Origin of the sequence: Lentzea kristufekii (assembly GCF_033949925.1) — a bacterium.
Classification (GTDB): domain Bacteria; phylum Actinomycetota; class Actinomycetes; order Mycobacteriales; family Pseudonocardiaceae; genus Lentzea; species Lentzea kristufekii.
This window is the reverse complement of the sequence record NZ_JAXAVV010000001.1, coordinates 326784-345693: the sequence shown is the minus strand read 5'-3', so window position 1 is coordinate 345693 and position 18910 is coordinate 326784. Positions and strand designations below refer to the sequence as shown.

Genomic DNA, 18910 nt, shown 5'->3' with positions numbered 1-18910 from the left:
TGTGCTGCGGGTGGACGACCTGCTGAAGCTCGACCAGGCGCACGTCTGGCACCCGTACGGCCCGATGCCGGGCACCCAGGAGCCGTTGCTCGTGTCAGGGGCCTCGGGTGTCCGGCTCGAGCTCGCGGACGGCCGTGAGCTCGTCGACGGCATGTCTTCGTGGTGGGCGGCCATCCACGGCTACCGCCACCCCGTGCTGGACGCGGCCGTCACCGAGCAGCTCGGCAGGATGAGCCACGTGATGTTCGGCGGGCTCACGCACGAGCCCGCCATCAGGCTCAGCGCGAAGCTCGTCGAGATCACCCCCGAGCCGTTGCAGCACGTGTTCCTCTGCGACTCCGGCTCGGTGTCGGTCGAGGTCGCGGTGAAGATGTGCCTGCAGTACTGGCGCTCGCAGAACCGGCCTGAGAAGCGCCGCCTGCTGACGTGGCGCGGCGGCTACCACGGCGACACGTTCAACCCGATGTCCGTCTGCGACCCCGAGGGCGGGATGCATTCGCTGTGGCGTGGAATCCTGCCGCAGCAGGTGTTCGCGGACGCGCCGCCGGCCGAGATGGACACCGCGTACGTCCAGCACCTCGCCGACCTGATCGAGGAACACGCCGGGGAGCTCGCCGCGATCATCGTCGAGCCGGTCGTGCAGGGCGCCGGGGGCATGCGCTTCCACGACCCGCGCTACCTGCACGTGCTGCGCGAGCTGGCGTACACGCACGACGTGCTGCTGGTGTTCGACGAGATCGCCACGGGCTTCGGCCGCACGGGCGAGCTGTTCGGTGCCGGCCACGCCGACGTCAGCCCGGACGTCATGTGCCTGGGCAAGTCGCTGACCGGCGGGTACCTGACGATGGCCGCCACCCTGTGCACCACGAGGGTGGCGGACGGGATCAGCAAGGGCGAGGTGCCGGTGCTCGCGCACGGGCCGACGTTCATGGGCAACCCGTTGGCCGCGGCGGTGTCGCTGGCGTCCATCGACCTGCTGCTGTCGCAGGACTGGAAGCGCGAGGTCGCCCGCATCTCCGCCGGCCTCGCCGAAGGACTCGCGCCCGCACGCGCGTTGCCCGGCGTTCGAGACGTGCGCGTGCTGGGCGCCATCGGCGTCGTGCAACTGCATGAGCCCGTCGACATGGCCCGAGCCACTCGCGCCGCCGTGGACGCGGGCGTCTGGCTGCGGCCTTTCCGCGACCTGATCTACACGATGCCGCCGTTCGTCAGCACGGACGCCGATGTTGCACAGATCGCGGCGGCCGTGGTCGCCGCTGCCCGCTAATGTGCCACGCCATGGGGAAATTCTCGGCTGCGCTGGGCGTGGCCATCCTGGGGGTAACGGGTCTCGCGGTGCCGGCACAGGCGGCGGACGAGCCCATCACGTTTCCCAAGATGTACGGCTCCGGGCGGGGCGGGACGATCAACCTGCCGGGAACGGGCGGCAAGTGCCTCGACGCGGCGCTGGAGGAGATCGACCGCGACGGCGGCAAGGTGCAGATGTGGACGTGCGGCCTCGGCGGCGCCGAACAGCGGTGGCGGTACGAGTACGTGGGTGATTCCAGCGGGCAGGCCTATGTCATCAACGAGGCGAACGGCAAGTGCCTCGACATCGCCTTGGAGGAGATCGACCAGGAGGGTGGCCGGGTGCAGATGTACCAGTGCACCGGCAGCGTCGAGCAGCGCTTCACGGTCGTCTACCACCAGGGCGACCTGTTCATCACGCCCGTCGCGACCAAGGGCTTCCTCGGCGCGCCCGGTATCTACGAGGGCGCGCCGATCGGCATCTACGCCAAGGGCTGAACGCTGATCGCGGCCGACAGCTGCGTGTCGGTCGGCTCGACCAGGACGTCCCCGTCCGGCAGCACCAGGACGGGGATGTTCTTGCGTCCGGAGAGTTCGATCGCCCGATCGCGTGCCTCGTCGTCGTGCTCCACGTCGACGTAGGTGAACGGCACGTTGTTGCGGGTCAGCCACGACTTGGCCCGGCGGCAGTCGCCACACCACTCGGCGCCGTACATCACGATCGGTTGCTCAATCATGCCGCGTATTTTGCCGCTCCTGCGGAGACGGCGCCGCGGTCGCCCGGCGCGACCGCGGGGTAGGTCACGCTCTAAGGTGAGGATTCGTGAGCGTGCTGGTGATCACCGGAACCGGGACAGAGGTCGGCAAGACCGCCGTCACCGCGGGCATCGCGGCGCTGGCCAGGGCAGAAGGCAGACGGGTCGCGGTGCTCAAGCCCGCGCAGACCGGCCTGCTGCCCGGCGAGCCGGGCGACGTGGCGGAGGTGGCGCGGCTGGCGGGCGACGTGACGACCCGTGAGCTGGCCAGATACCCAGACCCGCTGGCCCCCGCCACCGCGGCCAGACGCGCGGGCATGGCCACCATCCACCCCAAGGACGTCGCCGCCGAGGTCACCGCGCTCGACGAGACCCACGACCTGGTGCTGGTCGAGGGCGCGGGCGGGCTGCTGGTGCGGTTCGACGAGGGCGGTTCGACGCTGGCCGACATCGCGTGGGCGGTGAACGCGCCCGTCCTGATCGTGGCCCAGGCCGGGCTCGGCACGCTGAACACGACCGCGCTGACGGCCGAGGCGTTGCAGCGGCGCGGACTCGAGTCGATCGGTGTCGTGGTGGGCAGCTGGCCGCTGCACCCCGACCTCGCCTCGCTCACGAACCTGGCCGACCTGCCGGAGGCGGCGGGCGCCCCGCTGCTCGGCGCGCTGCCGCAGGGTGTGACGAAGCTCGGTCCCGTGGACTTCCTGGCCGTCGCCAAGAGATCGTTCTCACCCTGGTTCGGCGGGGAGTTCGACCCGGAGACGTTCGCGGCTCAATTCGCGGTCCAGTGACCTACATCGCTGCACGAGGAAGGATTCAGTGAGGCACACTGGCTCGCCAGGCCACAGAGGAGGAGAGACCGTGACCGCAGCACCAGAACAGATCGACGTGCTCGACGAAGCTCGTGAGCAGGTGCTCGAACGAGGCGTCGGGCTCACCGAGGCTCAGGTGCTGAAGGTGCTGGAGCTGCCCGAGGACCGGATCCCCGAGTTGCTGGCGCTGGCGCACGAGGTTCGTGAGCGCTGGTGCGGCCCCGAGGTCGAGGTCGAGGGCATCGTCTCGCTCAAGACCGGCGGCTGCCCCGAGGACTGCCACTTCTGCTCCCAGTCGGGCCAGTTCCCCTCGCCCGTGCGCTCGGCGTGGCTGGACATCCCCGGCCTGGTCCGCGCGGCGCGGCAGACCCGTGACACCGGCGCGACCGAGTTCTGCATCGTCGCGGCCGTGCGCGGCCCGGACAAGCGGCTGCTCTCGCAGGTGCGCGACGGCATCAAGGCCATCCGCGAGGACGGCAACGACATCCAGATCGCCTGCTCCCTCGGCATGCTCACGCAGGAGCAGGTCGACGAGCTCGTGGCGATGGGCGTGCACCGCTACAACCACAACCTCGAGACCGCCCGCTCGCACTTCCCCGAGGTCGTGACCACGCACTCCTGGGAGGAGCGCTGGGACACGCTGCGGATGATCCGCGACGCCGGCATGGAGGTCTGCTGCGGCGGCATCATCGGCATGGGGGAGACGCTGGCGCAGCGCGCGGAGTTCGCCGTGCAGCTCGCGGAGCTGGAGCCGGACGAGGTCCCGCTGAACTTCCTGATCCCGAACCCCGGCACGCCGTACGAGAACTACCCGGTCGTCGAGGGCGCCGAGGCGCTGCGCACGGTCGGCGCGTTCCGGCTCGCGCTGCCGCGCACGATCCTGCGCTTCGCCGGCGGCCGTGAGCTGACGTTCGGCGACCTGGGTGCGAAGCAGGGCATGCTCGGCGGCATCAACGCGATCATCGTCGGCAACTACCTGACGAACCTCGGCCGTCCCGCGCAGCAGGACCTCGACATGCTCGAAGAGCTGTCGATGCCCATCAAGGCGCTGAGCCAGACCCTGTGACGACGACTCAGATGACGTACTGCTCGTTCTGCGGCAAAGAGGAAGCTGACGGCGACCACGGGTTCTGCCGTCAGCGGCTGTCGATGATCGACCCGCCGCGGTACTGCTCGGAGTGCGCGCGCCGCATGGTCGTCCAGGTGACCCCGGACGGCTGGGCGGCGCGCTGCAGCCGCCACGGCGAGATCACCTCGGCTCGGTAGTAACCTCTCGCGAATGGACGACAAAGCAGCGCCGGTGCGCATCGAACCCGTGCCGGAGCCGCCGTACGTCTACCACTACTACCCCCGGCCACGGCCGAAGGTGGTGGTGAAGCGGGATCTGCTGCCGAGCCTCGTGGTGGCGCTGACGACGTTCATCGGTGCCTTCCCCGCCGGGTTCCTCTGGTCGCGGCTGGCGCCGGCGCAGCTCAAGATCGTGTCGCCGCAGGACAACAAGCTCTACCCGATCGGCCTGGAGAGCTACCACCGGCTCGACGCGCTGATGGTGTTCGTGCTGATCGGCCTCGGAGCGGGTGTGATCACGGGCATCGCGGTGTGGCTCATGCGGCAGCGGCGCGGTCCTGTGGTGATGCTGGCGATGACGGCGGGCTCGTTCGCCGCGGCGTGGTTCGCGCAGGACTTCGGCGGGGGCCTCGCCCGCGGCCTGTACCCGAGCCCGGCGGAGATCAAGCCTAACGACACGTTGCTCGTGGCGCCGGCTTTGGAGACGTGGTGGGGAGTTCTGGCGTGGCCGCTCGCCGCCGCGCTGGCCTACGGTTGCTGCGCGGCGTGGAACGGCCTCGACGACCTGGGGCGGCGCCTCGGCTGAGGCACCGCCCTCGTGGGCGCCTACCCGACCCGGTAGGCGAAGTCGGGCATGTCCGTCACGAACATCTGACCGGGTGCGTGGGTGATCGCGAACGGCGGCCTGGACTTCATCAGCACGGCCTGAGGAGTCACCCCGCACGCCCAGAACACCGGCACGTCACCAGGTTCGTGCTCGACGGCGTCCCCGAAGTCCGGTGCGTCGACGTCCTCGATCCCGAGCATCCGCGGGTCGCCCGCACCGACCGGGGCACCGTGCCCCGACGGCATGAGCGCGGTGACCTTGTGCGCCATGTCCACGAGGGACTCCGGAATCCAGCGCATCGACACGACCATCGGCCCGTGCAGCCGTCCGGCGGGCCTGCACTGGATGTCCGTGACGAACATCGAGACGTTCTTGCCCTGCTCCACGTGCCGCAGCGGCACCCCGGCGCTCTCCAGCGCCGTCTCGAACGTGAAGCTGCAGCCGATCAGGAACGTCACCAGGTCGTCGCGCCAGTACTCGGTCGCGTTCTCGGGTTCCGCTGTGAGCTCGCCGTTCTCCCAGATCCGGTAGCGCGGCGCGTGGGTGCGCACGTCGGCGTCCCGCTTGAGCGCGCTGACCGTCTCGCCCGCGTCCAGCACGTCGAGCACCGGGCACGGCTTGGGGTTGCGGTGGGTGAAGAGCAGGAAGTCGTACGCCCAGTCCCTGGGGATGGCGATCAGGTTGGCCTGCGCCTGTCCCGGCGCCTGTCCCGCGGTCGTCATTCGAGCTCCTTGTTGACCGTCTCCGGCAGCCAGATGAGTGCGATGACGGCGATTCCGTACGCGGCCGCCCCGAACAGCATCGCACCGCCGATGCCGAGCCGGTCCGCCATGAACCCGACCAGGCCGGGGAACACGGCACCGAACGCGCGCCCGAAGTTGTACGTGAAGCCCTGGCCCGTTCCGCGCAGCTGGGTGGGGTAGAGCTCCGACAGGTAGCTGCCGAACCCGCTGAAGATCGCGGACATGCAGAACCCGAGCGGGAAGCCGAGGAACATGACCAACGTGTTGGCGCCGTTGGGAATCTGCGTGTACGCGACGATCAGCAACGCGCTGGCGACCGCGAAGACCACGAAGGTCTTCTTACGCCCCAGGTAGTCCGTGAGGTAGCCGCCGCAGACGTACCCGATCCACGCGCCGGTGATGAGGAACGCGAGGTACCCGCCCGTGCCGATGATCGTGAGGCCGCGCCCGGTCTGCAGGAACGCCGGCAACCACGTCGCGAGCGTGTAGTACCCGCCCTGCACACCGGTTGCGAGCAGCGCGGCGAACAGCGTGGTCTTGAGGATCGGCCCCCGGAAGATCTTCGGGAACGTGCCGCGTTCCTTGGGCAGCGCCTTGGCCTCGGGCGCGTCGTCGACGTTGCGGCGCACGTAGAAGATGAGGATCGCGGGCAGCGCGCCCGTCCAGAACATGATCCGCCACGAGATCGCCGGGTCCGCCAGCGACGCGACCAGCGTGTTGACGATGACCGCGAGCCCCCAGCCCACGGCCCACGCGCTCTGGATGAACGCCACGGTCCGCCCGCGGTACTTGGGCTTGCAGTACTCGGCCACGAGGATCGCCCCGGCGGCCCACTCGCCACCGAAGCCCAGCCCCTGCAGCGCGCGGAAGACCAGCAGCGTCTCGTAGTTCGTGGCGAAGCCGCACAGCACCGTGAAGAACGCGTACGCCGCCACCGTGATGATCAGCGTCCTGGACCGGCCGAACCGGTCCGCCATGATGCCCGCCACCGCGCCGCCGATGGCGCTCATCAGCAGCGTGCTGGTGCCCAGCAGGCCGGCTTCCGCCTTCGTGAGGCCGAAGTAGCCGGTGATCGCGACCAGGCTCAGGGGGAGAACCCAGTAGTCGTAGGAGTCCAGCCCGTAACCGCCGAAGGCGCCGACGAACGCGCGCCTGCCCTTCTGGCCGAGACTGCGGAACCAGGCGAAACGGCCTGTGTCCTCGGTCGTGGACGTGCTCATGGGACACCTCGCAGCGTGGTGGAGGAGTGGTCGAGTGTGATGTGGGACTCAGGGTAAGGATTGTTCAACAATCCCACAAGGCCACAATTCAACGATCCGACGATCGGCGGGCGGGAGTGGGCTGGGTGGCGTCGGCGGGTGCGGCTCAACGGTCCGCGCTCGCGGCTCAACAACCCGCGAGACCCAGGCGTTCAGGTGGCACAGATCAGGGCGCCACGCCACGAGCATCGGGAGCAGGCATCGTCACCTCGGCCGACGGCACCACCATCACCCACACCACCACCGGCAGCGGACCTGGCCTCCTGGTCGTCCCCGGTCCGATGGAACAAGCCGCGGAACTCCAGGACCTGGCGAACGCGCTGGCGGCCAAGTCCACCGTGCACGTCCTCGACCGCCGGGGCAGCGGTGGCGGTGGTCCGCCTGCGCCTGGCCACGGCCTTGGCGTCGAGGTCGAAGACGCCCAGGCGGTCCTGGCGGCCACCGGCGCGGAACGAGTCCTGGGTCTCAGCTCAGGAGCCGTGATCGCGCTGCAGACGGCTCTCCGCACGCCTGGCATCACCCATGTCATCGCCTACGAGCCCCCGATCACCGTGGCCAGACGCAAAGCCGCGGTCGTCGCGAGGTTCGAGAAGGAGCTGAAGGCGGGCCAGAACGTGGAAGCCTTGATCACGTTGGTCAAGGGCCTGGAGTTCGGCCCACGCGCGCTGCGTTTCGTGCCGACCCGTTTCCTCGCGGCGGTTCTGCGCAAGGGCGAGGACGAGGAACGGGACCTGCTGGACCGCCTGCCGACCGTCTTGCAGGACATTCGGATCGCGGAGGAGGGCGCAAAAGACCTGCGGCGCTTCCAGGCTCTCGAAGCCCGGGTGTTGCTGGTCGGCGGCACCAGGTCACCGGACTACCTCACCGAAGGCTTGCACGCGCTCGCGGACCTGCTCCCGCACGCCGGAAAGGTCCTCGTGGCAGATGCCGACCACTTCACCCCGAGCGAGCACCCGGACCAGGTGTTGCCCGCGTTCCAGGGTTTTCTCGGCTAGTTCGGGCTCGGCACGTGCCCGAACTCGGTCAACGGCACCGGAACGGCCTTCAACGCCGAAAGAATCCCGGTCTCCCGATGCAGCATCCGCCGCACCAACCGCAACCGCCGAGCCGGCGACCTCTCCTCCAGCAACCGCTGCCGATCCTCGACCGGCAGCAGGCAGTCAGCGGCCAGCAGGTACGACAGGTCTCCCAGCGAGACGTCGTCCCCGGGCGCCGACCAGTCCTCGCGGTGCCAAGCGGCGCCGCAGTACCGCTCGTGGGCCGCACGGGCCCCGCGCTCCAGGATCGGCACGACCTCCTGCGCCGCCTCGGGCACGGGAGCGTCGTCCAGGTAGTCGACGTGGGCCAGCAGGTACGGCGCGGTCGTCGTGTCGACGTCCAGCAGCCGGAAACGGCGCACCCCGCGCGTCACGATGTCGAAGCGGCCCTCCGGCAGCGGGCGGGCGTCCAGCAGGTCGGCAGAACAGCCGATGTCCTGCAGTGAGTGGACGTTGTCGGCGCCCACCTCCCAGCCCTGCTTGATGCACACGACGCCGAACGTCCGGCCGAACAGGGAGCCGGTCATGAGGTCGACGACGAGCTGCCGGTAGCGCGGTTCGAAGATGTGCAACGGCAAGGACGCCCCAGGCAGCAGCACGGTGCCCAGCGGGAACAACGGAAGCGTCTCTGCCACGCGCCCAACGTTACGTGGTGCCACTCCCGCTCGCCGGACGGCCGGATCCGGGAGGCCTGAGCACGGCGAACGGATCGGTCACCTTGATTCCCTTGGCGCTGAACCGGAACAAAGCCGCCGGGCGGCCACCGGACGGGCCGGGGGGAGCGGTACCGCCCGTGGGCTCCAGCAACAACCGCCGTGACAGCACGCGTTGCAGGTTCGTCGCGGACACGCGGTAGCCCAGGGCCGCGGAGTAGTGGTCGCGCAGCAGGGAGATCGTGAACTCCGGTGGCGCCAGTGCGAAGCCGACGTTCGTGTACGACAGCTTCGAGCCGAGCCTGTGCCGCGCTCGATGCACGATCGAGGCGTGGTCGAACGCCATCGCGGGCAGCTTCTCCACGCAGTGCCACTCCGTGTCGGCCGGCCGCTCGGGATCGACGTCCGAGGGCACCAGTCCGAGGAACGCCGTCGCCACGACGCGGGGGCCGGGAACGCGGTCGGGCGCGCTGAACACGGCGAGCTGTTCGACGTGTGACAACTGTCGCACGTCGACTTTTTCCGCCAGCTGACGGCGGATGGAGGACTCGACGTCCTCGTCCACCCGCAGCTCCCCACCCGGCAACGACCAGCGGTGAGCGTGTGGTTCCCGAGCGCGCTCCCACAGCATGACCTGGAGTGACGCACCTCTCACCCGCAACACAGCGGCCAGAACTTCGTGCCCCACACCTGCCACCCGGCTGATACTATCGGCCACGTTTTCGACCAGTAGGCGAAAACCCCGGATCGAGGAGGCAGTGATGGTCGCTACCGCAACCGTGGAGCGAACCGCGTCGGGTGTGTACGGCGGAGTCGAGCCGAACGCCGCGTGGCGAGACGAGGTGCTGCGCCTCGCGAAGGAGCGCGACGCCGTCATCCTGGCGCACAACTACCAGCTGCCCGAGATCCAGGACATCGCCCACCACACCGGCGACTCCCTCGCGCTGAGCCGGATCGCCGCGCAGTCCGACGCGCAGACCATCATCTTCTGCGGCGTGCACTTCATGGCCGAGACCGCGAAGATCCTCGCTCCGCAGAAGACCGTGCTGATCCCGGACGAGCGCGCGGGCTGCTCGCTCGCCGACTCGATCACGGGCGCGCAGCTGCGCGAGTGGAAGGCGGAGCACCCCGGTGCGGTCGTCGTGTCGTACGTGAACACGACCGCCGAGGTGAAGGCCGAGACGGACATCTGCTGCACGTCCTCGAACGCCGTCGACGTCGTCAGGTCCATCCAGGCGGACCGCGAGGTGCTGTTCTGCCCGGACCAGTTCCTGGGCGCGCACGTCAAGCGCGAGACCGGCCGCGAGAACATGCACATCTGGGCGGGCGAGTGCCACGTCCACGCGGGCATCAACGGCCCCGAACTGGCTGAGCGCGCCGCCGCGAACCCGGAGGCGGACCTCTTCATCCACCCGGAGTGCGGCTGCGCGACGAGCGCGCTGTACCTGAGCGGCGAGGGCATCGTCCCGGCGGAGAAGGTCAAGATCCTCTCGACCGGCGACATGATCACCGCGGCCCGCTCGACGAAGGCGACCAAGGTGCTGGTCGCGACCGAGATCGGCATGCTGCACCAGCTGCGCAAGGCCGCCCCGGAGATCGACTTCCGCGCCGTGAACGACCGCGCGTCCTGCACGTACATGAAGATGATCACGCCGGCCGCGCTGCTGCGCTGCGTGCGTGAGGGCCTGGACGAGGTGCACGTCGACCTGGCGACCGCCCAGCGCGCCCAGGGTGCCGTGCAGCGGATGATCGAGATCGGCCAGCCCGGCGGCGGTGAGTGATGGCCGCGCGCTGGGAGGCGCGAGCCGACCTGATCGTGGTCGGCACCGGCGTGGCGGGTCTGACCGCCGCGCTGCGGGCTCGTGAGCTGGGACTGCGCGTCCTGGTCGTCACGAAGGCCGCGGGGGACGACGGCAACACCCGCTGGGCACAGGGTGGCGTCGCCGTCGTCATGGAAGACCAGCACGACGTCGGCGACTCGGTCGCGCGGCACATCGAGGACACGCTGACGGCGGGCGCGGGCCTCTGCGACGACGCGGCCGTCGCGGCGATCATCACCGACGGCCCCGCGGCCGTCGCCCGGCTGCGCGAGCGCGGTGCCGTGTTCGACGCGAAGCCGGACGGCCTGCTCGAACGCACCCGCGAAGGCGGCCACAGCGCGTTCCGCGTCGTGCACGCCGGTGGCGACGCGACCGGCGCCGAGGTCGAGCGCGCCCTGCTCAAGGCCACTGTGGACGGACGGGTTCCCCTGCTGGAGAACCACGTCGCGGTCGACGCGGTGAAGACGCCGCTCGGCGCCGTGGCCGGACTGCTCGTGCTCGACGGCAACGGCGTGCCCGGTGTGCTCACCGCGCCCGCCGTGCTGCTGGCGACCGGTGGCCTCGGTCAGATGTACCAGGCGACCTCGAACCCCTCGGTGGCGACGGGGGACGGGCTGGCGCTGGCGCTCAGGGCCGGTGCGCTGGCCGCGGACGTCGAGTTCATCCAGTTCCACCCGACCGTCCTCTACACGGGCCGTGGCGCCCGTGGCCGGTGCCCGCTCGTCACGGAGGCCGTGCGCGGCGAGGGTGCCGTGCTGGTCGACGCGACCGGCGCCCGCGTGATGAAGGGCGTGCACCCGCTCGAAGACCTGGCGCCGCGCGACGTCGTGGCGGCAGCGATCACCCGGCACATGGCGGCCGGTCCCGGCGGCGTCGACGACCACGTCTTCCTGGACGCGACGGCGCTGCACGACATGGCGACCCGCTTCCCGACCGTGTTCTCGGCCTGCGTCTCGGTCGGCATCGACCCGGCCGTGGACCCGATCCCGGTGGCCCCGGCGGCGCACTTCGCCTGTGGTGGCGTGGTGTCCACCGTCGACGGCCGCACCGGCGTGACGGGTCTCTACGCGGTCGGCGAGGTCGCCCGCACGGGCCTGCACGGCGCGAACCGCCTGGCCTCCAACAGCTTGCTCGAAGGCCTGGTCTGCGGCACCCGTGCCGCCGAGACCGTCGCCGCCGACCTCGCCATCGGCCTGATCGCGCCCGCGCGGTCGGTCGAGCCCTCGCTGCCCACGGCGCCGGTCGCGGACCGGGACCTGTTGCAGCGCGTGATGTCCCGCTACGCCGCGATCGGCCGCGACGCCGAGGGCCTGGCCGTCGTCGGCTCGGTGCTCGACGTGTCCACTGTGGACAAGCAGCTGGAGTCGCGCGAACTGGTCGAGGACGCGGCGCTGACCACGGCCGCCCGCGCCCTGATCGCGGCGGCGCAGCAACGCACCGAGTCACGCGGCTGCCACGTGCGCACGGACTTCACCGAGCGTTCCGAGGCCTGGCGGCGCAGCCAGCTCGTCCGGCTCACCCCGACCGGTCAGCCCGTGCTGGCCGATCCTGTTCTCGCAGAGGGTGTCGCATGACCATCGACGGCAGCATCGACTGGGACGACGCGAACCGGGTCATCCAGCTCGCGCTGGAAGAGGACCTCCGCTACGGCCTCGACGCCACGACGCTGGCGACCGTGCCCGAGAAGGCCGTCGCCACCGCCGAGATCACCCCTCGCGCGGCGGGCGTGCTGTGCGGCGTTTCCGTCGCCCGCACGGCTTTCCAGCGCTACCTGCCCGAGATCGAGGTGGTCTCCGAGGCCTCCGACGGCGACAAGGCCGTCCCCGGCGAGCCGGCGCTGGTGCTGACCGGCCCGACCCGCGGCCTGCTCACCGTCGAACGCACCGCGCTGAACCTGATCTGCCACCTGTCGGGCATCGCCACGCAGACCGCCCGCTGGGTGAGCGCGATCGAGGGCACCGGCGCGGCCGTCCGCGACTCGCGCAAGACGTTGCCCGGCCTGCGTTTGCTGCAGAAGTACGCGGTGCGGGCCGGCGGCGGCGTGAACCACCGCATGGGCCTCGGTGACGCGATCCTCATCAAGGACAACCACGTCGCCGCGGCCGGTTCGGTCGGCGCCGCGATCCGCGCGGCGCGTGCGCACGCGCCCGACCTGCTGATGGAGGTCGAGGTCGACAGCCTCGACCAGCTCGACGAGGCGCTGGCCGAAGGCGCGGAACTGGTGCTGCTGGACAACTTCACGCCCGAGCAGTGCGCTCAGGCGGTGCGGCGGCGTCCGGACGGTGTGAAGCTGGAGGCGTCCGGCGGGCTCACGCTCGACGTGGCCCGCCGGTACGCCGAGACCGGGGTGGACTACCTCGCGGTCGGCGGCCTCACGCACTCCAGCCCGTCACTCGACCTGGGCCTGGACCTGCGCTAGCGGCGGCTGGTACCGCTCGACCCCGACCCCGCGGGCGCCGGGGAAGTTCTGCACCCGGCGCCAGTCGGCGGTCTTCGAGCCGACCCCGTTGCCGTCGGACAGTGCGTCGATGTGGTCCTGCGCGCTGGCCCACTCCGCGTAGTTGATCACTTGCCTGCCGTCCTCCCGGATGTGGAAGGCGGCGGAGATGCCGCCGGGGTGCGGGTTCGGCTCGCTGGCGAGCGCCACGAACACCGAGTCGACCCACGCCCGTGCGGTGGCCTCGTCGTCGGTGTCGACCGTCACCAGGACGACGCACCCCACGGGCCTGCTCCCGGACGCCGTTCCCCCGGTGCGGTAGAGCTTGAAGCCGTCGAGTTCCTTGCGGTTGCGGACAAAAGCGGGCAGCTCGGGAAGTGTCATGTCCCCGATCCTGTGGTCTCGACCTAACTGGAGGTCAAGCGCCGGTTCGCCAGCACCGGCAGCACTTCGCGAGCCCGCGCCACCGCGTCGACGTCCAGGTCCACGATCGTGTCCGAGGGCTGGTCCGACAGCTGCACGACGATGTTCCCGAACGGATCGGCGACGGTCGAGTACCCGATCCCGGTGGGTGCCGACGACCCCAGATCTCCTGGATAAGCCTGCCCACAGGCCACGACGAACGACGTGCAGTCCAGCGCACGCGCCCGCACCAGCAGCTCCCACTGCTCCTTCTTCCCCGGCCCGGCACCCCACGAGGCGCCGACCAGCACGGCGGACGCACCCTTGTCGGCGAGAGCGCGGAAGAGCTCGGGAAAGCGGATGTCGTAGCAGGTGGCGACGCCCAGCGTGACGCCGTCGACCTCGAACGTCACCACGTCGGAGCCCGGCGCGACCGTCCGCGACTCCTGGAACCCGAACGCGTCGAACAGGTGGATCTTGTCGTAGCCGACGTGGATCTCCGGCCCGGTGACGAGAAGCGTGTTCGTCACCCGGTCACCGGACGGCGTGAACATGCCCGCCACCACCACGACGTCGTGCTGGACCGCGATCTCGTGGACCGCTGAAGCCCACGGCCCGTCCAGCGGCTCCGCGACCGGCCCGAGAGGCACGCCGAAGCGGCACATCGTCGCCTCGGGCAGCAGAACGACCCGTGCGCCCTCGGCCCTGCGCACCGCGTCGCGGACGAGCTCCAGGTTGGAGCGGGGATCGGTGGTCGAGCTGATCTGACTCACGGCGACGCGCATGGGGATCACTGTAGGGTCCGAACGTGCGTTCCCCACTGCTCCTAGTCGTGTTGCTGGCCGTCGCGGGCTGCACCGAGACCGCCCCGCCCCGCCCCGACGGTGGGTCCAACGGCACGTCGATCGTGCTGGCCGACCGCGACGAGCCGACGACGCTGAACCCGCTGCTCGGCTACGGCGCGCAGGGTGTGTCGAAGATCTACGACGGGCTCGTCGAGCACCGCCAGGACGGGTCCCTGACCCCGCAGCTCGCGGCCGATCTGCCGCAGCCGGCGGCGGACGGCCTGAGCTGGACGGTCAAGCTGCGCGGCGACGTGAAGTTCACCGACGGCAGCACGTTCGGCGCCGAGGACGTGGTCGCCACCTACACCGCGGCGCTGCAGAACCCGATCAAGGACAGGTTCAGCACGCTCAAGAGCGTCGAGCAGGTCGACCCGTCGACGGTCCGCTTCACCCTCACGCAGACGCAGGCGGCGTTCCCGCACCTGCTCGTGCTCGGCGTCCTGCCCAGCGAGCAGGCGAACCCGGACGGTCAGCCCGTCGGCACCGGCCCGTACAAGGTCGTCGAGTGGAAGAAGGGCGACCGGCTGCTGCTGGAGTCCAACGAGGGCTACTTCGACGGCGCGCCGAAGGTCAAGAAGGTGACGATCGTCTTCGTCGCCGACGACAACCAGCGCGCCGGCCGCATGCAGGAGGGCGAGTTCGACGGCACGGTGCTGCCGCCCAAGATCGCCACGCAGTTCGCCGCCAGGTCGGGCCTGCAGGTGAACTACCACCGCAGCGCCGACTACCGCGCCGTGCGGCTGCCCGCGGCCAACCCGGTCACCGGCAACGCCTCCGTCCGGCTCGCGCTGAACTTCGCCGCGAACCGCCAGGGCATGATCGACAGCCTGCTCGACGGCAAGGGCACCATCGCGTACACCCCGGTGCCGGACGCGCTGGCCGAGGAGTTCGACCCCACCGCGAAGTTCCGTTTCGACAAGACCGAGGCGACGCGGCTGCTCGACGTCGGCGGCTGGGTGCCCGGTGCGGACGGCATCCGGGTCCGCGAGGGCGTCGCGGCCCGCTTCACGCTGATGTACCCGCTGGGCGACGACCTGCGCGCGGACCTGGCCACGGCCTTCGCGGCCGACGCCAAGGCCGTGGGCGTCGACGTGCAGCTCGCCGGCCTGTCCTGGGAGGCGATCCGCCCGCGGATGGCCCAGGACGCGCTGCTGTACGGCGAGGGCTCGCCGTTCGACCCCGACCTGATGCTCTACGACCTGCGCGGCCAGGGCAGTCCCGCCGCCGACGCCGCGCTCGAGAACGGCCGCAGGCTGATCGACCCGGCGCAGCGCGCGGTGGCGTACAAGCTCTTCCAGCAGGCGTTCGTCGCGGCACCGTCGATGGCGGTGCTGGTCTTCCCCGAGCACGCGTACGTGATGCGCGACTCGTGGAACGGCTACCAGCCGGTGGTCGACCCGAACTCCTACGGCGCGCTGGCCTGGGGCCCGTGGTGGAACCTGGAGAAGTGGGAACCTAAGTAGTCCGGGCGTTGATCTCGCGGACGGCGTGTTCCGGGTCGTCCGCCCAGAACTCCACGCGCTCGACCGGCCGCACGCCCGTCTTGCCGAGGTCCACGAGCTGCGGCTCGTGGAACGGCACGGACACGTTCGTCCTGGTCAGCGACTGGATGACGAGCGCGTCGCCGATCACCTCGACGCTGCGCTGCCCCTTGTGGGTGCGCTCGGCGATCTGGGCGGAACCGAGGTCCGCGGTCGGGATGCGCCAGTCGAAGAACCCCAGCTGGCGCAGCCGCAGCTCATCGTCGGAGACGGTGTGCGGCTGCTTGGTCAGCACGTAGAGAGCACCCACGCAGACGACCGTGTTCAGCACGCCCAGGACGATCAGCGTGATGAGCAGCCACGGGATGTCCAGGGCGAACGCGACCAGCGCCACCCCGACCACCGTGATGATCAGGAACCGCACGTACCGCGGCTTCATGCGCTTGCCGTAGGGGATCTCCACCATGCGGGTGAGCCTATTTTCGCAGCGCGCGAACCATGCCGCCGGGGTCGTCGGTCCAGAACTCGACCTTCGTCACCTCGTGCGCGCCACGCCGGCCCAGGTCGATCTCCTGCGGTTCGCTCAGCCGCAGGGAGACGTTGGTGGAGCCGGAGATCTCGAGCACGAGCGTTCCGTCCACAACGGACCGGGTCCTGTGCAGCGTCCGGCTCGTCGTGCCCTGCGTCACGTTCTCGATGGCCGCCAACGGAATCCGGTACTCGAACTCACGCGCGTACCGCAGCCACAGGTACTCGTCGTCCACCGAGTGCTCGAACTTGGAGAGCATCCAGATCTGCCACCCCAGCAACAACGCGCCCAGCACACCGAACACGAGCAGCACGGCCCGCAGCCAGAACCACGGCACGATCAGTTCCACGAGCAGGATCTCCAGCGGTGTCACCACGATGAACACCCACAGGAACGGCTTCACCTGTGCGCTGTAACCGAAAGTCCGAGCCCCCATGACCCGATGGTGGCACAGTTGTGCGGGTGAGCGACCTGATCTTCCTGGACAGCGCCGGTTCCTCGATCCCGCCCGCCGAGGTGGTGGACGAGGTGATCGGGCACCTCCGCCGGGAGACCGAGATCGGCGGCTACCGGGCCGCCGCGGAACGGCGGGACGACGTCGAGGCGGGGTACGGCGTGCTGGCCGGGTTCTTCGGCTGTGAGCCGTCCGAGGTCGCGTTCACCGACAGCGCGACCCGGTCGTGGCTCACGGCCTTCGACGCCGTCCCGCTGGGGAGGGGCGACCGCGTCCTCGTCACCGAGGTCGAGTACGGCGGCAACGCGGTGCCGATGCTGCGCCGGGCCGAGGAGACCGGCGCGACGATCGAGGTCATGCCGTCCGACTCGCACGGGCGACTGGACGTCGGCGCCCTTGACCTGGACGAACGGGTCAAGCTGATCTCGCTCGTGCACGTGCCCACGAACGGCGGCCTGGTCAACCCGGTCAGCGAGGTCACGGCGAAGGCGCACGAGGTCGGCGCGCTCGTGCTGCTCGACGCCTGCCAGTCGACCGGCCAGATCGACCTGCGCGGCCTCGACTACGACATGCTCGTGTGCACCGGCCGCAAGTGGCTGCGCGGGCCACGGGGCACGGGCGCGCTGGTGGTGCGGGACGAGGTGCGCCGCAGGCTGAAGCCGCGGCTGATGGACCACAGCGCCGCCGAGTGGGTCGCGCCCGACCGCTACCAGCCGCGCGACGACGCGCGGGTGTTCGAGCTGTGGGAGTACAGCGTCGCGGACCGGCTGGGCCTCATCGCCGCCGTGAAGTACGCGCTGGCCAAGGGCCTGGACGTGATCGAGGCCGAGGTCCAGGACCGTGCCAAGCGTTTGCGTGAAGGCTTGGCGAACATCCCCGGCATCACCGTTCAGGACCTCGGCGAACGGCGGTCCGGCATCGTCACGTTCACGAGCGACCGGGTGCCGGCGATGGAGCTCAAAGATCGGCTGTGGCAGGAGAACGTCGCCGTCACGGTCTCCCAGAAGGGCTCGACGCTGATCGACATGACCCGGCGGGGCCTGGACGAAGTAGTGCGGGCCTCCCCGCACTACTTCGTCACGCCGGAGGAGATCGATCAGGCGCTGGAGAGGATCAGCAGGTCTGGTTGATGACCCGCTTCACGCAGTCCGAGTAGCTCATGAACAGGTCGACGGCGCGGTCGTTGCGCGACGTCTGCGCCGCGATGACCGTGTCGCGCGGGTAGAAGCCGTCGAGGCCGCCGCTGCTCGGGTACATCTCGAAGGTGTAGGCCCAGATCTTGTGCTGGCCCCACATCCAGTCGTCGCTGCTGCCGTCGGTGATGTACAGGTCGCTCGCCTGCTCCGGCGTGTAACCGTTGGTGGCGGCCATCTGCCGGCCGAGCGTCTGGAACGCGCGTGCCTCGTCCGCGTTGAGACCGGTGTCGGTGTCGGCGCGGGTGTAGCCGTACGGCCAGAGCACGAGCTCCGAGAACGAGTGGAAGTCGATGAACGTCTTGATCTGCTGGGTGCCACCGACCACGCGGGAGTTCACGAAGTCGCGGATGCGGGCGGTCTCCGGTGCGGAGAACGCCGACGTGCCGCGGTAGGTGTCCGACGTGCTGCTGCCGCTGGAACCGCCGCAGCAGCCCCACTTGTAGCCCCAGTTGCGGTTGAGGTCGGTGCCGTTGCCCTGGCGGTTCTTGCGCCAGCCGCGGAACGAGCCGGTGGCGATGTCGTACTCGGCACCGTCCGGGTTCATCATCGGGACGATCCAGACCTCGCGGCTGTCGACGAGGTTCTTGATCGCCGAGTTGGCGTAGTTGTCGGTGTAGCGCTTGATGATCTGCAGGCACTGCTCGACGGTCAGGTGCTCGCGGGCGTGCTGGCCGCAGACGAGCAGCACCTCCGGCTCGTTCTCGTCCGAGGCCACGTTGTCACTGACCTTGAGCGCCCAGATGTCCCGGTTCTGGTAGCTCTTGCCGATGCTGCGCAGGCTTGCGAGGCCTGGGTGGTCGCGGACCGTCTGCTGCAGCTCCGCGGTCGTCTCCGCGAAGTTGTGGTAGCCGGCGTAGCCGGACGGGAAGTCCTGCGTGCCGACCTGGCCGGGCACCGGGTCGGAGAAGTCGACCTTCCCCAGGCTCTTGAGCTGCTGCTCGAAGTCGCCCAGGTACTTGATCGGAAGTCCCGTCGCCTGCAGGGCGCGGTACTGGGACTTGTCCGCCACGACCGAAATCGTGGTGAGCTTCGTCGCGCCGAGCACGTCGACGCCGATCTGGGCGACCTGGGTGCGTTCGGCGGACGTGTTCGCCGTGACCTCCAGCAGATAGCGGCCGGAATCGGCCGTGCTGGGTGTCGCCATGCCCGCGACCAGCACGGGCAGGCAGATGGCGAGCACTGCGGCGATCTTGCCGCGGCTCTTGCTGAACATCGTTCCTCCATCATCAGCAGGGGTTTGCGACGGAGTGGTGCTCGACCGAGCGTGGCCGGGCCGTCACAGGCTGAGTAGCGCCGATAGCGGGCTGAC

22 protein-coding genes are annotated in these 18910 nt (G+C 70.0%); 12 read left to right on the top strand and 10 right to left on the bottom strand.

Annotated elements, in window-relative coordinates:
- The first annotated feature begins 4 nt into the window (after positions 1–4).
- Positions 5–1267 (top strand): adenosylmethionine--8-amino-7-oxononanoate transaminase, encoded by a 1263-nt coding sequence (locus SK571_RS01715; RefSeq protein ID WP_319982541.1) that lies wholly within the window; start codon positions 5–7, stop codon positions 1265–1267.
- Between the two features lie 11 nt (positions 1268–1278).
- Positions 1279–1785, top strand: a complete 507-nt coding sequence (locus tag SK571_RS01710; protein WP_319982234.1) for an RICIN domain-containing protein — start codon at positions 1279–1281, stop codon at positions 1783–1785.
- Here SK571_RS01710 and SK571_RS01705 read toward each other — a convergent pair.
- Positions 1770–2024, bottom strand: coding sequence for a glutaredoxin family protein (locus SK571_RS01705; protein ID WP_319982233.1), 255 nt, complete (start codon positions 2022–2024; stop codon positions 1770–1772). The genes SK571_RS01710 and SK571_RS01705 overlap by 16 nt on opposite strands.
- An 86-nt stretch (positions 2025–2110) precedes the next feature.
- On the opposite strand from SK571_RS01705, the gene bioD reads away from it, so the two are divergent.
- The 4 genes from bioD (at position 2111) to SK571_RS01685 (ending at position 4724) form a co-directional block, all read left to right on the top strand.
- On the top strand, positions 2111–2830 hold the full coding sequence (gene bioD, locus SK571_RS01700; protein WP_319982232.1) for a dethiobiotin synthase: 720 nt from the start codon (positions 2111–2113) through the stop codon (positions 2828–2830).
- A gap of 70 nt (positions 2831–2900) precedes the next feature.
- The gene (bioB, locus tag SK571_RS01695; protein WP_191302858.1) at positions 2901–3917 is read left to right on the top strand and encodes a biotin synthase BioB; all 1017 of its coding nucleotides are present in this window, start codon (positions 2901–2903) and stop codon (positions 3915–3917) included.
- An 11-nt stretch (positions 3918–3928) separates the two neighbouring features.
- Positions 3929–4117, top strand: coding sequence for a biotin synthase auxiliary protein BsaP (gene bsaP, locus SK571_RS01690; RefSeq protein WP_266043698.1), 189 nt, complete (start codon positions 3929–3931; stop codon positions 4115–4117).
- 13 nt (positions 4118–4130) lie between these two features.
- On the top strand, positions 4131–4724 hold the full coding sequence (locus SK571_RS01685; RefSeq protein WP_319982231.1) for a DUF2567 domain-containing protein: 594 nt from the start codon (positions 4131–4133) through the stop codon (positions 4722–4724).
- 20 nt (positions 4725–4744) lie between these two features.
- Here the strand turns inward: SK571_RS01685 and SK571_RS01680 are convergent, their stop codons facing one another.
- Together SK571_RS01680 and SK571_RS01675 are read right to left on the bottom strand one after the other, a co-directional pair.
- Positions 4745–5467, bottom strand: a complete 723-nt coding sequence (locus tag SK571_RS01680; protein ID WP_319982230.1) for a putative hydro-lyase — start codon at positions 5465–5467, stop codon at positions 4745–4747.
- Complete coding sequence (locus SK571_RS01675) at positions 5464–6708, bottom strand: MFS transporter (RefSeq protein WP_319982229.1); 1245 nt, start codon at positions 6706–6708, stop codon at positions 5464–5466. The genes SK571_RS01680 and SK571_RS01675 overlap by 4 nt, the downstream gene beginning before the upstream one ends.
- 26 nt (positions 6709–6734) lie before the next feature.
- On the opposite strand from SK571_RS01675, the gene SK571_RS01670 reads away from it, so the two are divergent.
- Complete coding sequence (locus tag SK571_RS01670; RefSeq protein WP_406601921.1) at positions 6735–7742, top strand: alpha/beta fold hydrolase; 1008 nt, start codon at positions 6735–6737, stop codon at positions 7740–7742.
- Here the strand turns inward: SK571_RS01670 and SK571_RS01665 are convergent.
- Positions 7739–8419 carry an LON peptidase substrate-binding domain-containing protein gene (locus SK571_RS01665; RefSeq protein ID WP_319982227.1) on the bottom strand — a complete coding sequence of 227 codons (681 nt, stop codon included), beginning with the start codon at positions 8417–8419 and terminating at the stop codon, positions 7739–7741. The two genes, SK571_RS01670 and SK571_RS01665, sit on opposite strands and share 4 nt — an antisense overlap.
- Before the next feature lie 10 nt (positions 8420–8429).
- A complete protein-coding gene (locus SK571_RS01660; RefSeq protein WP_406601920.1) occupies positions 8430–9125 on the bottom strand; it encodes an NUDIX hydrolase in 696 nt (231 codons plus the stop codon).
- Between the two features lie 73 nt (positions 9126–9198).
- On the opposite strand from SK571_RS01660, the gene nadA reads away from it, so the two are divergent.
- From nadA to nadC, 3 genes are read left to right on the top strand one after another with little or no spacing between them, the layout of a single operon-like run.
- Positions 9199–10218, top strand: coding sequence for a quinolinate synthase NadA (nadA, locus tag SK571_RS01655; RefSeq protein WP_319982226.1), 1020 nt, complete (start codon positions 9199–9201; stop codon positions 10216–10218).
- Positions 10218–11831: an L-aspartate oxidase gene (locus SK571_RS01650; RefSeq protein WP_319982225.1), complete on the top strand. Its 1614-nt coding sequence runs from the start codon at positions 10218–10220 to the stop codon at positions 11829–11831. The genes nadA and SK571_RS01650 overlap by 1 nt, the downstream gene beginning before the upstream one ends.
- Positions 11828–12676: a carboxylating nicotinate-nucleotide diphosphorylase gene (nadC, locus tag SK571_RS01645; protein WP_319982224.1), complete on the top strand. Its 849-nt coding sequence runs from the start codon at positions 11828–11830 to the stop codon at positions 12674–12676. Before SK571_RS01650 ends, nadC begins: the two co-directional genes overlap by 4 nt.
- Here nadC and SK571_RS01640 read toward each other — a convergent pair.
- Both SK571_RS01640 and SK571_RS01635 read right to left on the bottom strand, forming a co-directional pair.
- Positions 12647–13078, bottom strand: coding sequence for an antibiotic biosynthesis monooxygenase (locus tag SK571_RS01640; protein WP_319982223.1), 432 nt, complete (start codon positions 13076–13078; stop codon positions 12647–12649). The genes nadC and SK571_RS01640 overlap by 30 nt on opposite strands.
- A gap of 23 nt (positions 13079–13101) precedes the next feature.
- Complete coding sequence (locus tag SK571_RS01635) at positions 13102–13881, bottom strand: carbon-nitrogen hydrolase family protein (protein WP_319982222.1); 780 nt, start codon at positions 13879–13881, stop codon at positions 13102–13104.
- A 23-nt stretch (positions 13882–13904) separates the two neighbouring features.
- Here SK571_RS01635 and SK571_RS01630 point away from each other — a divergent pair, with 23 nt between their 5' ends.
- Complete coding sequence (locus SK571_RS01630; protein ID WP_319982221.1) at positions 13905–15404, top strand: ABC transporter substrate-binding protein; 1500 nt, start codon at positions 13905–13907, stop codon at positions 15402–15404.
- Here the strand turns inward: SK571_RS01630 and SK571_RS01625 are convergent.
- Together SK571_RS01625 and SK571_RS01620 are read right to left on the bottom strand one after the other, a co-directional pair.
- The gene (locus tag SK571_RS01625) at positions 15397–15888 is read right to left on the bottom strand and encodes a hypothetical protein (protein ID WP_319982220.1); all 492 of its coding nucleotides are present in this window, start codon (positions 15886–15888) and stop codon (positions 15397–15399) included. The two genes, SK571_RS01630 and SK571_RS01625, sit on opposite strands and share 8 nt — an antisense overlap.
- Positions 15889–15898: 10 nt before the next feature.
- Positions 15899–16387 (bottom strand): hypothetical protein, encoded by a 489-nt coding sequence (locus SK571_RS01620; protein ID WP_319982219.1) that lies wholly within the window; start codon positions 16385–16387, stop codon positions 15899–15901.
- A 26-nt stretch (positions 16388–16413) separates the two neighbouring features.
- Between SK571_RS01620 and SK571_RS01615 the strand changes: the two genes are divergently transcribed.
- Entirely contained in the window at positions 16414–17535 is a 1122-nt protein-coding gene (locus tag SK571_RS01615) for an aminotransferase class V-fold PLP-dependent enzyme (protein ID WP_319982218.1), read from the top strand.
- On the opposite strand, the gene SK571_RS01610 is transcribed toward SK571_RS01615, so the two are convergent.
- Positions 17519–18814 carry a M14 family metallopeptidase gene (locus tag SK571_RS01610; RefSeq protein WP_319982217.1) on the bottom strand — a complete coding sequence of 432 codons (1296 nt, stop codon included), beginning with the start codon at positions 18812–18814 and terminating at the stop codon, positions 17519–17521. The two genes, SK571_RS01615 and SK571_RS01610, sit on opposite strands and share 17 nt — an antisense overlap.
- Between the last annotated feature and the right edge of the window lie 96 nt (positions 18815–18910).